Source organism: Caulobacter sp. GW821-FHT05F04 (genome assembly GCF_059419665.1).
This window is the reverse complement of record NZ_JBWKSF010000003.1, coordinates 553,303-567,520: the sequence shown is the minus strand read 5'-3', so window position 1 is coordinate 567,520 and position 14,218 is coordinate 553,303. Positions and strand designations below refer to the sequence as shown.

Sequence of the window (14,218 nt, the reverse complement as noted above, 5' to 3'; positions counted from 1 at the left end):
GAAAATCGTTTCGAGCCACTAGCCGGCTCGCAAGGGGAAGGCGCCGGTGGCCAGGGCGGCGACCAGCAGCAGGAGACAGGCGGCGATCGCCCACTTCAGCGAGAACCGCTGGGCCTCGCCGACCTCGACCTTCAGCAGACCGGTGACCAGGTAGATCGCCGCGATCAGGGGGCTCAGCCCGTGCACCGGCTGGCCGACCAGCGAGGCGCGAGCGATCGCTTCGGCCGGCACGCCGAATTTCGCGGCCGTTTCGGCGATCACCGGCAGGACGCCAAAATAGAAGGCGTCGTTGGACATGAAGAAGGTCATCGGCATGCTGATCAGGGCCGTGATCGGGGCCAGATAGGGCCCAAGGCTTGGCGGGATCGCCACCAGGGTCGCGTCGGCCATGGCCTTGACCATGCCGGTCCCCGAAAGGATGCCGGTGAAGGCCCCGGCCGCGAAGATCAGCAGGACGACGCCCAGAACGTTGTTGGCGTGGGCGGCCACGCGCTTCCGCTGGCTGGCGATGTCGGGATAGTTGACGATGGCGGCGATCGCGAAGGCGCCCATCATCAGCACCGGCAGCGGCGCCAGACCCGTCACCAAGCCGGCCACCAGGGCCAGGGTCAGGGCCAGGTTGAACCAGATCAGCTTGGGGCGCTTGATCGTCGGGTCGTCGGGGAGGTCGAGACGCGGATTCCCCCCCTCCCCCGTCACGACGGGCTCCAGCCCCAGGCGCCCCAGACGCTTACGCTCCCCGTTTCCCAACCACCAGGCCAGGACCAGGACGCCGGCTAGGCCGATCAACATGGCCGGGATCATCGGCAGGAACACCGCGCTGGGCTCGAGACGCAACGCCGTGGCGGCGCGCGCGGTCGGTCCGCCCCAGGGCGTGAGGTTGACGATCGTGTTGCTGAGCCCCAGCAGCAGGGCCAGGATCAGCGGGTTCAGCTTCAAGCGGCGATAGACTGGCAGCAGCGCCGAGATCGTCACCAGCGCCGTGGTCGCGCCGTCGCCGTCCAGCGACACCACCATCGCCAGCAAGGCGGTGCCGACGGTGACGCGGACGGGGTCATCCCCCACCGTCTTCAGCACGAGCCGGACCAGCGGATCGAACAGGCCCGCGTCGATCATGACGCCAAAATAGAGCACCGCGAAGGCCAGCATCAGGGCGGTGGGCGCCAGCTGGGCGACGCCTTTGATGATCATGCCGCCCAGATCAGGCCCCGCCCCCGCCAGCAGACCGAACAGGATCGGCACGACGATCAGGGCCGTTACGGCGGACAACCGCTTGGTCATGATCAGCGTCATGAAGCTGATCACCATCAGGAAGCCGAGCAGCGCCAGGTTCATGACCGCCTCCAGGGTTTGGCGATCATCCTAGTACTTCCAGTTCAGGGTCGCGCCGAACGTCCGCGGCGCGCCGAAAGTGACGAGGTCCGCGCCCTGGAACACGACCTGGTGGGTCCGATAGTAGCGGTCGGTCAGGTTCTTGCCCCACACCGACAGGTTCCAGTGGCCATCGGCGCTGTCGTAGACCAGGCGCGCGTCGGCCAGCAGCTTGGGCTTGCGGACCGTGATCGGGTTGTTGTCGATATCGTCCCAGACCTTGCTCTCGTAGGCGAGGTCGACGGTTCCGGTCAGGCGCGCGCCTGAAGCGAAGGGCTGTGCGTAACTGGGCGACAGGGTGATCTTGTGCCTGGGGCTGCGGGTCATGTGGTTGCCCGAGCGATCCTGCCCGCGATCGACCAACTCCAGGAACTTGCCGTCCGTATAGGCGTAGCTGGCGCCGACCCGCATCCGCGGGCTCAGTCGCGCGTCCAGCGAGGTCTCCAGACCCCGGATGCGCGCGGTGCCGGCGTTGGTGGTGATGGTGTCGAAGCCCCGGGTGCTGCGCACCTGCAGGTCCTGGTAGTCGGTCTGGTAGATCGAGGTGTTCCAGGTCAGGCGACGATCCAGCAGCGTGGTCTTGGCGCCGAGTTCGTAGAGGGTGGCGGTCTCGGGATTGAACGGGGTGGCGGCCGAGGTCGCCGTTGACGGCGTGTCCTGGTAGCCGCCGCTCTTGAAGCCGGTCGAGATCACGCCGTACAGCATGACGTTGTCGCTGGGTGAGACGTCGCCGCCGATCCGCCAGGTCAGCTTGTCCCAGCTGTGGCTCGTATCGATGCTGTAACGGGCCGCGGCGCGCAGCAGGGCCGTGGAGTCCAGGTTGTTGAGCGCGTAGTCCTTCTTGTCCTTGGAATAACGCAGGCCGCCGAAGACATTGATCTTGGCGGTCACCGGCCAGGTGGCGTCGCCGAACAGCGCCCAGCTGGTCGTCTGGGCGTCCTGGTGGAAAAGGTCCTTGGCCGCATAGGTGGCCGGCGGCGTCGGGCGCGACTTGATGTCGGCCAGAAGACTGTCGGTCCGCTGCGTGTCCGCGCCAAAATAATAGCCGCCCACCACCCAGCGCAGCTTCGAGCTGGGCAGCGCCGAGGCCCGTAGTTCATGGCTGTGGAAGTTGGTGTTCTCGTCCTGGCCGCCTCGAAAATTCAGGGCGTAGATGCTCGGATTGCCGCCGTCGAAGTCCTCGGCGTAGTGGTAGGTCAGGTCGCGATACGAGCCGATATAGGTCAGGGACGCGAAAGGCAGGTCCCAGCTGAGATTGGCCCGCACGCCCCAGGTGTCGCGGTCGTTGCGGCCGTTGTTCTCGGCGAAATACTGGTCGCGCTGGCCGTTGATCCGCCACAGGGCGCCGGCCGGTACGCTGGGATCCACCTGCACGACGTGGCGCGCGTCGCCATTGCCGCGATCGCGCGTGCCGTCGACGGCCAGGACCGCCGAGAAGGTCTCGCTGGGCTTCAGCAGGAGCTGCACGCGGCCGCTGTTGGTGGCCTGGTCCTCGGCCGCGCCGCCGGCGAAGGCGTTCTTGGTGTAGCCGTCGTGGTTGCGCGAACTTAGGCTGACACGGACCGCCGCCTTGCCGTCGGCCAGCGGGGCGTTGACGAAGCCAGCGCCCTCCACCCGTGAATAGTTGCCGACCGTGATCGACGCGCCCGCGTTGAACGCGGCCGTTTCGGGCTTGTGGTTGATGATGCTGAGCGCGCCGCCGACCACGTTCTTGCCCAGCAGCGTGCCTTGCGGCCCCTTCAGAACCTCGATGCGCTCGACGTCGAAGGCGTCAAAGGCGACGGCGGAGGGGCGACCATAGTAGACCTCGTCGATGAACACCGACACCGACGGGTCGCCGGCCGCGCCTCGATCGGACGAGCCGATGCCACGCAGGGTCGGGCGCGGCTGGCTGCTGGGGAAGGTGTCGAAATTGAGCCCCGGCGTGCGGTTGGCCACGTCCTGGACCTGGACGATGCGCGCCTGCTCGATCTCCTTGGCGCCGAACACCGACAGGGTCAGCGGCACGTCCTGCAGGTTCTCCGAGCGCTTCTGGGCAGTCACCACCACCTCGTCGATGATCGAGGCCTCCGGCGTCGGTGACGCGGTCTGTGCCTGCGTCGCCGAAGCGGTCGAAAGCGCCAGGGCGCAGGCGGATGCAAGCAAGGCGTGACGAGCATTCATGGGTGTTCCCTCCGCTGCGCTTTCACATTGACAATTTTCGTCAATGTATATTTTGATATCGCGCTTGAGGTGATACAGAGCCCTAATGATCTGACTCGTCAATCTGTACGAAAATCATCAATATGAATGACGACGCGCTCTTCATGGACGCCGGCGAAGCCGCCGAGACCTTGGGCGTCAGCCTGACCACCCTCTATGCTTATGTCAGCCGAAAGGGCATCCGCTCGGAAAAACAGCCGGGCTCGAAGAGCCGCCGCTACTGGCGCGCCGACGTCGAACGGGCGCGAAAGCGCGGCAAGCCCGCCGATCCCTCGGCCGGCCTGATCAAGTCGACCGCCGTCACGCTGATGACCGCCAAGGGCCCGTTCTACCGCGGTGTCTCGGCTATCGACCTGGCCGAGACAGGCGGCATCGAGGAGGTCGCTGGCCTGCTCTGGAACGCACCCGACGCCTTCGCCGCAACGGCGCTGGTGCTGCCGCCAGACTACGATGAAGCCGCCAGGGTTTTCTCGTCCCTGCCCCGCACCGCGCGCGCCATCGCCCTGTTTAGCCTGATGGAGCAGGCCAACCCTCGCGCCCATGATCTGTCGCCCAGCGGATATGCCCGCGCGGGCGCCGGCGTCGTCCGCTGCTTCGCCTCGATCGTCTGCGGCGGCGCGCCCTCGGAAACGGGGCCGATCCACGAAGTCCTGGCGCGCAATCTGGGCGTCTTGCCCGCCTATGCGGATATCATTCGCCGCTGCATGGTCCTGGCGGCCGATCATGAACTGGACCCGACCACCTACGCCGTCCGCGCCGCCGCGAACGCAGGGGTCACCCCCTATGGCGCGGCGATGGCCGGTCTGGTCGCCGGCCGGGGACGACGCCTGCACCAAGGCCGCGCCGAGACCGTGGCGCGGTTTATCGAGGAGGCGATGAATGGCGATCCACGCGAGGCGGTGCTGGCCCGATTCCGGATCGGCGAGCCGATCCCCGGTTTCGGCGGCCACCTTTACGCCGACAAGGATCCCCGCGCCCAGGCGCTGATCGTCGCGCTCGAGCGCGTTGTTCCCGAACCCCTCTTCGCGCGCCTGCGGATTGTCGCCGACACGGTCGAGGATCTGACCGGCGCGGCTCCCGACTTCATCGTGCCGACGGTGTTCCTGGGCAAGATCCTGGGCCTAAAGGGTGAAGAGCTCGCCATTTCGACCGTGGGCCGCATGGTCGGCTGGATCGCTCACGCCATGGAGCAGTATCAGGACAACGAACTTTTCCGCCCGCGCGCATCCTATGTCGGACGCCTGCCGGGCTGAGAGCTAAGGCGCGACGCCGCTGTGGAGGCTGATCATATGCATATGGCGAAGCATAGATCAGCCCGCCCGGTCGGCCGGATTCGGCGGGGACAGGCTGACGCCGCCGCCTCGCGCCCGACCACGGAGCCGCCGTCATAGGCCAACCTGGAGCCGCTAAGCCGCCTACAGCGCCCGCCAGCCGATCAGTTCGACGTGCGGGCTGAGATAGCCGGGCCGCACAGGCTCTTCCTGAGCCAGAGCGGTGGAGAGATAGCGGGCATGGTTGTCGCAAAGGACTGTGGCGACCCGGGCGTCGGGCCGCCCCGCCTCCAGCACCTTGATTGCGGCGATCAGATTGGCGCCACTGGAAATACCCACGCCCAGACCCAGTTGCCGGGCGACCTTCTGGGCCATCAGGATAGCGTCGCCGTCATGCACGGCGATCACCGGCGCCAGTTCGTTGAGCTTGACGATGTCGGGAATGAACTCGTCGGAAACGCCCTGGATGCGGTGGGCGCCGACCTTGTGGCCGGTGGAAAGGGTCGGCGACTCGGCCGGCTCGACCGGATGGACGCTGGCGGCCAGCCGCCGGTCGCGAAACAGCCGGGCGAAGCCCATCACCGTTCCGCCCGTTCCCACGCCGGCGACGAAAGCGTCGGGCTCGAGGCCTTCGGCCGCCATCTGGGTCAGCAACTCCTCGGCCGTGCCGTGATAGTGGGCCCGCCAGTTGTCGTCATTGGAGAACTGGCGCGACAGGAACGCGCCTTTGGCGGCGGCGTAGGCCTCGGCCATGCGCACCGATCCGACGAAGCCGCCCTCGGCCTTCGACACCAGGCGGATGGTCGCGCCGTGGCTGCTCAGTAAGGCCCGCCGTTCCAGGCTCATCCAGTCGGGCATGAAGATCGTCACCGGGTGGCCGAGCGCCTGGCCGACCGCGGCCAGGGCGATGCCGGCGTTACCGCTGGTGGCCTCGACGATCTCCTGACCCGGCGCCAGTTCGCGACGCTCATAGGCCGCGCCGATGATGCTGCAGGCCATCCGGTCCTTGATGCTGCCGGTGAGGTTATAAAGCTCGGCCTTGGCGAAGACGGTCGCGGCCCGCCCCCGCCACAACAGGTCGATCGCCAGCAGCGGCGTGCGCCCGACAAGACCCGACATGGCCGAAAGCGCGGCGATCGCCTGGTCGCAACCCCTTGCGGGCGCGTTCGGCGCCTTGGCGAAACGTCGCGTGTCGGCCGCGCCGATCGAACTCGCAAGCATGAAAAGACCTTTGTTGTTGATGTCGTCGCGGAACGGCGCGCCTGAAAGCGTCAGACCTGACCGGCCAGGCCGCGCCAAACCGGTATGGTCCGCCACCCGCCACGGCCGCGACCCGAGCGCCCTGGCCTGGGCGCCGACGGCGCCAAATCAGCTTGGTGGGCAACGCTCATGCCAAGACCCTCGATCAAGGCCGCAGAACCTGCCTAGCCCCGCGCCAAATGTCTTCCCAAATTTTCCCAAGAAATGACCGAAGTGCGATGGTTTTATCCCACACCATCGACACCGATAAGAACGAGACCTGAGATATCGGTCGCAACACAAGCGCCAGGCGGAGCAGATCCAGAGAGATTCCCGCCCAGGACCGCCAGACCCGAACAAAAACCCATGCAGATCGGGAATGTTGGAATTTTGTCCACCAGATGGAGTTTCAAGCGATCCAGTTTGGGATGACACCACAGCCGCCTCTATGAAACAGTTCAGTGACGAACAAGGTTCGCGGAGGCGTCAGCAAGACCGCAGGCCACGCCTCCGCGCCAAACAACAGATGAAGACAACTCTGAGATTAGTAAGACGATAGGTCGCGTGACTGGGGGCGTTACAACGTGTCGCAATCTGCTTTAGGGGCTCAGCTGGCGTCCGACTATATTGCTACGAGCGCCGCGCTCGACACCTTGCTCGTCAAGAGCCCCGCCGATTACTTTTGGCGCTATGTGCCGGAATTGAAGAGCTATCTGTCCAAACGGCTCGACAGAGGCGAGATCGACGACGTCGTGCAGGACGTGATGCTGAAGCTTCATACCCGCGACGCCCGCTGGGACATCCGCTTTCCCAAGCGCTACTTCTACCAGGTGGTCCGCTCGACCCTGGTGGATCTCTATCGGCGCAACCGCTCCCGCTGCGTCCATCACCATTGCGAGCTGTCGCCCGAGACCCATCCTCGCGACGACCTTTCGCCGATCCGCATCCTGCAGGCGCGCGAGGAAGTGCGGGCGGCCCGGGCGGCCCTGGCGCTCCTGCCCCAGAGGACGCGCGAAATCTTCCTGGCCGTGCGCCTGGAGGGCCAGAGCCTCAAGCAGGTGGCCGCGAGCCACGGCATCTCCACCAGCGCGGTCGAAAAGCACATCACCCGGGCGCTCAACACGCTGTCGGTCCAGCTCCACGACCGCGATGATCCGATCACGGACAGCTGGGGCGCGGGCGCCCGGGTGCGTCGCCTGGCCATGAGCGCGGCCCCAGCCCTGAGCTGATCGCCGCGCTGGACGACACCTCCAGAGACTAGGCGCGAAGCCGTCCCAGGAACGCGCGGGTCCGCGCCTCGCGCGGATCGGCGAAGAAGCTGGCGGGCGGGCCGGACTCGATGATCCGTCCCTGGTCCATGAAGATCACCCGATCGGCGACATCGCGGGCGAACTGCATCTCGTGGGTGACGACCATCATGGTCATGCCGGACTCGGCCAGGCCGCACATCACGTCCAGCACCTCGCCGACCATTTCCGGATCCAGCGCCGAGGTCGGCTCGTCGAACAGCATGACCCTGGGCGCCATGGCCAGGGCGCGAGCGATCGCCGCGCGCTGCTGCTGGCCGCCCGACAGCTGGATCGGAAACTTCCGTGCATGATCGGCGATGCGCACGCGCTCGAGCAGGGCCATCGCCTGAGCCTCGGCCTGAGCGCGCGCCAGGCCGGCCACGCGGATCGGCGCCAGGGTGCAGTTGTCCAGGATGCTCAGATGCGGAAAGAGGTTGAAGGCCTGAAACACCATGCCCGTCGCGCGGCGCGCGGCCGCCCCGTCCTGGCCGCGGGCGTCCAGGTCATGGCCATCGACCCGGATCGTTCCGCCCTGGTGAGGCTCCAGGCCATTGACCGTGCGGATCAGGGTCGACTTTCCCGAGCCGGACGGTCCCAGCACCACGACGCGCTCGCCTGGCCGCACCGACAGGTCCACGCCGCGCAGGACGTGCTGGTCGCCGTACCATTTCTGCAGGTCGGCGATCTCGATCATGGCTTGGCTCATGAGGGGGCTCCTTGGGCGCGCGCGACCCGCCTTTCCAAGGCCGCCGACCAACGCGAGAGGCCGAAGCAGAGCAGCCAGAAGGTCAGGCCAACGAAGATGTAGGCCTCCGGCTCCAGCCCCTGCCAGGCGTAGTCGCTGACGGCGTTTCGCAGGACGCCGGTGATGTCGAGCACGCCGATCACATAGATCAGGCTGGTGTCCTTGAGCAGGCCGATGAAACTGTTGACCAGGGCCGGCGTCGCCGTGCGAAGCGCCTGGGGCAGCACGACGAAGGCGAGGACCTGCCAGCCCTTCAGGCCAAGGGCGCGGGCGGCCTCGCGCTGCCCCTGGGGCACGGCCATCAGTCCGCCGCGAACGGCTTCGGCCATGTAGGCGGCCTCGAAGAAGGTGATGGCGATGATCGCGCGGGTCAGCTTGTCGAGGCTCCACTGGGGCGGAATGAGCAGCGGGACGAGCACGGCGGCGGCGAACAGCACCACGATCAGGGGCGCGGCCCGCACTGCCTCGACATAGGCGCCGGCCAAGATCCGGATGACTGGCAAGGGGCTGCGCCGGGCCAGACCCAGGAGGACGCCGATCGGCAGGGCGAAGATGGCGCTGACCGCGCCCACGATCAGGTTCAGGGCTAAGCCGCCCCAATAGGCGCTGGGCACGCTGGGCAGAACGCCGGCGCCGCCCATCAAGGCCAGGCAAGCCAGCGCGCCGACGGGCCCGGTGAGCATGGTCAGCCCCGCCCGGCGTCGCCAGGCCAGGGGAGCCAGGCCGACGGCCAGCATCGCCACGGCCAGGCCCACACGCCAGCCATGGCCGGCCGGATAGAAGCCCAGAAGGATCTGCGGCGCGCGGGCGGTGATCATCGCCCAGCAGGCGCCGGCGGGATCGCAGGCGGCCCGGCTTTGCCCGATCCAGGTCGCATCCCAGAAGAGCCACCGCAGCGCCGGCGCGGCGAGAACAAGCGCCGCCAGGGCCATGGCGAGCCCCGCCGCCCAGGCGGTCCATGGCTGGCGCGCGCGCCCCGGAAGGCTCGGAAAACGGCGGACGCTCATCGCACCGCCCATCGCGCCTGACGCGCGGCCCACAGATTGATCAGCCCGCTCAGCGACAGGCTGAGCACGAGATAGAAGCCCAGGATCATGCCCAGCGTCTCGACCGCCTGGCCGGTCTGGTTGAGGACGGTGCCGCCAAACAGCGCCACCAGATCCGGATAGCCGACGACGATCGCCAAGGAGGCGTTCTTGGCCAGGTTCAGATATTGGCTGGCCAGGGGCGGAGCGGCCACGCGCAAGGCCTGGGGCAAGGTCACCCACCGCAGGGTCTGGATCGGCGACAGGCCCAGCGCCTGGGCGGCCTCGGCCTGACCGGCGTCCACCGCCGCCAGCCCGCCGCGGACGACCTCGGCGATGTAGCCACCGCTATAGAGCGACAGCGCCGCGACCAGGGCCAGCAGCGGCGGGGAAAGGACACTGCCGCCGACGAAACCAAAGCCCTGCGGGCGCGGGAGATCCAGGCCCGATACCGAGAGCACGAGCCCGAGTCCGCAAAATCCGAGCCAGCTGATGCTCAGCGCCATGGCGACGCGGCGCGTGGGCGCGGCGCGCCAGATCCCGACCAGCGCGGCCAGGGCCAGGCCGGCGCCGGCCAAGGCCGTCCCAGAACCCCAGCGCCATTCGATCCGCGGCAGATAGAGCCCGCGATTGCTGACAAAGCCCAGGCCGCCAAGCTCGATGGCCTCGCGCGGCGGCGGCGCCATGGCCAGGAGGCTGTAGAGCACCAGCAGCAGGATCGGCAGCGGCATGTTTCGGGTCAGCTCGACATAGGCCCGCGCCAAGCCGCGCATCCACGGCGCGCGGGTCCGCAAGGCCACGCCGAACCCGACGCCCAAGGCCGTGGCGAACACGCCGGCCAGCGCGGTCACGCGGAGGGTGTTGACCGTGCCGACCCAGAACACCCGCGCATTGCTGTCACGCGGCGAATAGGCGATGGCGGTCTCGGCGATGTCGAACCCGGCGGCGCGGTGCAGGAAATCAAAGCCCGAGGCTAGGCCGCTGGCCCGCAGGTTGGCCGCGCCCGTGCGAGCGGCCATGACCAGAACCAGGCCGAGAACGGCCAGGGCCAGGCCCTGCCAGGCCCAGCCCGCCAGGCGCGCGGAGGTGATGGGGGAAACGGGCGGGCGGCTCATCGCATCGGCGGCGCGAAGATCAGACCGGCCGGCTGGGCGTTCCACAGGCCGTTGAGGCCGCGTTCGATCTTCAAGGGCGTGGCCGCGCCAAGGTTGCGATCGAAGACCTCGCCGTAATTGCCGACCTGTTTGATCAGTTGGTAGGCGAAGTCGTCCGACAAGCCGATCATCGCCCCATAGCCGGGCTCGGCGCCGAGCAGACGGCGGATTTCGGGATTGTCGCTGTGCTGACGCATGGCCTCGACATTGGCCGAGGTCACGCCCAGTTCCTCGGCCAGGATCATGGCGTTGAGCGTCCAGCGCACGACATTGCCCCAGCCGTCGTCACCCTGGCGCACGACCGGCCCCAAGGGCTCCTTGGAGATCACCTCGGGCAGGATCAGGTGATCGTCGGGCCTGGCCAGGGTGGCGCGGGCGGCGGCGAGGTTGGAGAGGTCGGCGGTGTAGACGTCGCACTGCTCGCGGCCATAGGCGGCGCGGGCCTTGTCCTCGGTGTCGAAGACCACCGGCTCGTAGGTGAGCTTGTGGGCGCGGAAATAGTCGGTGAGGTTCAGCTCGCTGGTCGAACCGGTCTGGATGCAGATGCGCGCGCCGTTGAGCTGGGCCGCGTGCGTCACCCCCAGCGCCTTGCGCACCATGAAAGCCTGGCCGTCATAGTAGTTGACCCCGGCGAAATCGAACTTGGCGTCGCGCGAGAAGGTGGCCGAGGTGTTGCGCCACAGGACGTCCGCCTCCCCGGCCTGCAGCACCGTCAGGCGCTCGGTCGAGGAGGTCGGCACGAAGCGCGCGGCTTCGGCCCGGCCGAAGATGGCCGCGGCCGTGGCCCGGCAGAAGTCGGTGTCGAACCCCCGCCAGCGGCCGGTGTTGTCGGCGTAGGCGAAGCCGATGAGGCCCTGCTGGACACCGCAGACGAGATAGCCGCGCGCCCGGACGGCGGCCAGGGTCCGCCCCTGCCCCGCCCCGGCGCCGGCCAGGGCGACCGGCGCGCCCTCGACGCCGACCGCCTTGGGCGGCGGGCCATCGACGGCGCTGCCGGGATCGCCGCAGGCGGTGAGCAGGCTCAAGGCCGCCCAGGCGGCGAAGGCTCTAGCGCGGCGCGCCATCGCCGGCCTCGTAGCGGTCGCGCAGGTCGAGGGCGCGCGAGCGCAGGGGCTGAACGATCCCGTCGATATAGATCGCGGTGGGCAGGGTGCGCGGCTCCAGGGGATCGCCGTCCCAGACGACCAGGTCGGCCACGCGGCCCGGCTGCAGCGAGCCCAGCTGGTCGGCCAGGCCGAAGATCCGCGCCGGAGCCACGGTGATGGCCTCCAGGGCGGCGGCGTAAGGCAGCCCCTGGGCGACCGCCGAGCCAGCCTCGTAGCGCAGCTCGCGCACGCGGTGGGCCGGATCGGGGCTGACGATGGCGATCTCGACGCCGGCCGCGCGCAGCCGCGCGGCGTTCTCCAGACTGGCCCCGACGATCTCGAAGGTGCGCGGCAGGTCGGCGGTGGCGTTGAGGATCACCGGGACCTTGGCGGCGGCGATGTCGGCGGCCACGCGCCAGCCCTCCTCGGCGCCGTTGAGGATCACGCGAAGACGCTGCTCGCGCGCGAAGGCCAGGACCTGGCGTATGTCGGACGCGCGATGAACCGTCACCAGCAAGGGCTCGCGCCCTTCGACCACGGGGATCAGGGCTTCGAGATCCTCGCGCGACAGGGCCAGGGTCCGGGTCTCGCCGCGGTCATAGGCGGCGCGGTTTTGCTTGTAGAAGCGCACCTCGTCGAACCGCGCGCGCAGCAGGCCGATCTCGGCGCCGCGCGAGCCGCCCGCCCCGTTCTCGCCGAACGACATCGCCACCGCCAGGCGGGGCTTGAAGAGCAGGTCTCCAGCCAGGCGGATGGCGAAGGCCTGACCGGCGAACAACGATCCGCCGCCGTCGTCGCCGCCGCCCTCGCCGTCCCCGCCGGGGGCGGGCACGACGATCGCTCGGGTCACTCCGCCCAGACGGGCGACCGGGACCAGGGTCGTTTCCGGGTTGAGGCCATACTGCGGCTCGAAGGCCGCGCCCAGTTCGGACGAGGCGCTCTTGGCGTCGTCGGTCCCCTTGACCGAATTGACCTCGCGCACGCCCAGCACGGTGTTGGCGGCGAAGAGGCCCGGCGTGACGACCGCGCCCTTGGCGTCGATGACGGTGGCGCCGGCCGGCGGGGTCAGGTTGGCGCCAACCGCGACGATCTTGCCGTCGCGGATGATCACCGCGCCATCGGCGATCTCGCCGGCGGGCCCCATGGTCAGCAGGCGGGCGTGGACGATGGCGGTGGTGGGCCCGGCCAGGGCCGGGACGGCGATCGCCGAGGCGGCCAGAAGCCCGGCCAGGAGGGTGCTGAAGGGCTTCATTGGGTGAGGTCTCCGCGGTTCTGGCCCAGCTCGAAGTCGGACGGACGCCGCGGCGCCTTGCGGTCGAACTGAAGGACGCCATCGATGAACACCTGGTCGGCGACGGCGTAGATGCTCAAGGGATCGGCGCTCCACAGGACGATGTCGGCCATTTTGCCCGGCTCCAGCGAGCCGGTGCGGTCGGCCACGCCCATGACCTTGGCCGAGTTGAGCGTGATCCACTGGATGGCTTCGGCGTCGGGAATGTCGATGCCGGCGCGGCGCCCCGCCGCCTGGGCCACGGCGGCCTCGCGGTTCAGGCGCTGGATGATGTTGGGATCGTCCGAGTGCAGGGAGACGCACACCCCGGCCTTGGTCAGCAGGGCCGCGTTCTCCTCGATGCCGTCATAGGCCTCCATCTTGAAGCCCCAGCGGCCCGACCAGACGGCCGCGCAGATGTGCTCGCGGGCCAGCAGGGGCGCGATCTTGTAGGCCTCGACCGCGTGGTGGAAGGCGGTGATGTGGTATCCGAACTCGTGGGAGACATCGATCAGATTGGCCATCTCGTCGGCGCGGTAGCAGTGGTTCTGCACCAGCAGTTCGCCGTCCAGGGCGCCCGAAAGGGTCTCCAGGGTCAGGTCGCGCTTGGGCGGCTCGCCTCCCTCCCCCTTGGCGGCCTTCTTGTCGTAGGCGCTCCAGCGCTTGCCATAGTCGGCCGCCTCGATCCAGCCGCGGCGATAGCCGGCGACATTGCCCATGCGGGTGGCGGGCGTGCGGCCGCGCGCGCCGTAGCGGCCCTTGGGGTTTTCGCCGCAGGCCATCTTCAGGCCGTAGGGCGCGCCGGGAAACTTCATGCCCTGGGCGGTGACGGCCGGAACGTTCTTGAGCGCGACCGTGCGGCCGCCAAACAGATTGGCCGAGCCGGGCAGGACCAGCAGGCTGGTCACGCCGCCGGCCCGCGCGCGCTCGAAGCCGGCGTCCTGGGGCCAGACGCTATGCTCGGCCCAGACATAGCCGGTGTTGGGATCGATGTTCTCGTTGACGTCGATCTGGCCGGTCACGGCCGGCGCGGGAAAGACGCCAAGGTGGGAGTGGGCGTCGATCAGGCCGGGCGTGACCCAGCGGCCCTTGGCGTCGATCACCTTGGCTCCCGGCGGCGGGGCCGCGCTCGGGCCGACCGAAACGATCTTGCCCGCGTCGAACACCACCATGCCGCCGAGGATCTTCTGGCCGGTCCCGGTGTAGATGTTGGCGTTGACGATCGCCACCAGACCCGAGGCCGGGGGGGCGTAGGTGCTGGGATAGGGATCGCGGACCGGAACCAGGCCCTTGGGCGGGGGAGCGGCCGGACGCGGCGGCGCGGCGGGAGCTTGCGGCTTGGGCGCGGCGGCGCAGGCCGTCAGCAGCAGGACCGCCGAGGCGGCGAGCCAGGGCGCGCGGCGACGCGCCTGGGCGTCCCGGACGGGTCTGGATTGTTGCAACACGAGAGTCTCCTGAACCTGTCCGGGCCAATCCGGCCGGCGGCCAACGCGGGAAGAAGAAGGCGGTCCCCGCCGGACGCTTTGGGCAGAAAGCACCCGGCGGGCCGTGGCGGTCATGCGCTCCG

The 14,218-nt window shown here is 68.7% G+C and carries 11 protein-coding genes; 2 read left to right on the top strand and 9 right to left on the bottom strand.

Annotated features, from left to right (window positions below; all coding sequences use genetic code 11):
• Window positions 1–18 precede the first annotated feature (18 nt).
• Together AC07R7_RS11350 and AC07R7_RS11345 are read right to left on the bottom strand one after the other, a co-directional pair.
• Window positions 19–1,335: a CitMHS family transporter gene (locus AC07R7_RS11350; protein ID WP_494635206.1), complete on the bottom strand. Its 1,317-nt coding sequence runs from the start codon at window positions 1,333–1,335 to the stop codon at window positions 19–21.
• A 27-nt stretch (window positions 1,336–1,362) separates the two neighbouring features.
• Window positions 1,363–3,534 carry a TonB-dependent receptor gene (locus tag AC07R7_RS11345; protein ID WP_494635205.1) on the bottom strand — a complete coding sequence of 724 codons (2,172 nt, stop codon included), beginning with the start codon at window positions 3,532–3,534 and terminating at the stop codon, window positions 1,363–1,365.
• Window positions 3,535–3,656: 122 nt separating this feature from the next.
• On the opposite strand from AC07R7_RS11345, the gene AC07R7_RS11340 reads away from it, so the two are divergent.
• Window positions 3,657–4,826, top strand: a complete 1,170-nt coding sequence (locus AC07R7_RS11340; protein ID WP_494635204.1) for a citrate synthase — start codon at window positions 3,657–3,659, stop codon at window positions 4,824–4,826.
• A gap of 162 nt (window positions 4,827–4,988) precedes the next feature.
• Here the strand turns inward: AC07R7_RS11340 and AC07R7_RS11335 are convergent, their stop codons facing one another.
• Complete coding sequence (locus tag AC07R7_RS11335) at window positions 4,989–6,065, bottom strand: PLP-dependent cysteine synthase family protein (RefSeq protein WP_492888703.1); 1,077 nt, start codon at window positions 6,063–6,065, stop codon at window positions 4,989–4,991.
• 602 nt (window positions 6,066–6,667) lie between these two features.
• Between AC07R7_RS11335 and AC07R7_RS11330 the strand changes: the two genes are divergently transcribed.
• Window positions 6,668–7,312, top strand: a complete 645-nt coding sequence (locus AC07R7_RS11330; protein WP_492888704.1) for an RNA polymerase sigma factor — start codon at window positions 6,668–6,670, stop codon at window positions 7,310–7,312.
• A 28-nt stretch (window positions 7,313–7,340) separates the two neighbouring features.
• Here the strand turns inward: AC07R7_RS11330 and AC07R7_RS11325 are convergent, their stop codons facing one another.
• From AC07R7_RS11325 to AC07R7_RS11300, 6 genes are read right to left on the bottom strand one after another with little or no spacing between them, the layout of a single operon-like run.
• Complete coding sequence (locus tag AC07R7_RS11325; protein WP_492888705.1) at window positions 7,341–8,078, bottom strand: amino acid ABC transporter ATP-binding protein; 738 nt, start codon at window positions 8,076–8,078, stop codon at window positions 7,341–7,343.
• A complete protein-coding gene (locus tag AC07R7_RS11320; RefSeq protein WP_494635203.1) occupies window positions 8,075–9,124 on the bottom strand; it encodes an amino acid ABC transporter permease in 1,050 nt (349 codons plus the stop codon). Before AC07R7_RS11320 ends, AC07R7_RS11325 begins: the two co-directional genes overlap by 4 nt.
• Window positions 9,121–10,257 (bottom strand): ABC transporter permease subunit, encoded by a 1,137-nt coding sequence (locus AC07R7_RS11315; protein WP_494635202.1) that lies wholly within the window; start codon window positions 10,255–10,257, stop codon window positions 9,121–9,123. Before AC07R7_RS11315 ends, AC07R7_RS11320 begins: the two co-directional genes overlap by 4 nt.
• Entirely contained in the window at window positions 10,254–11,360 is a 1,107-nt protein-coding gene (locus tag AC07R7_RS11310; protein ID WP_494635201.1) for an amino acid ABC transporter substrate-binding protein, read from the bottom strand. Before AC07R7_RS11310 ends, AC07R7_RS11315 begins: the two co-directional genes overlap by 4 nt.
• Window positions 11,344–12,633 (bottom strand): amidohydrolase family protein, encoded by a 1,290-nt coding sequence (locus tag AC07R7_RS11305; protein WP_494635200.1) that lies wholly within the window; start codon window positions 12,631–12,633, stop codon window positions 11,344–11,346. Before AC07R7_RS11305 ends, AC07R7_RS11310 begins: the two co-directional genes overlap by 17 nt.
• On the bottom strand, window positions 12,630–14,093 hold the full coding sequence (locus tag AC07R7_RS11300; protein WP_494635199.1) for an amidohydrolase: 1,464 nt from the start codon (window positions 14,091–14,093) through the stop codon (window positions 12,630–12,632). Before AC07R7_RS11300 ends, AC07R7_RS11305 begins: the two co-directional genes overlap by 4 nt.
• Window positions 14,094–14,218: the final 125 nt, after the last annotated feature.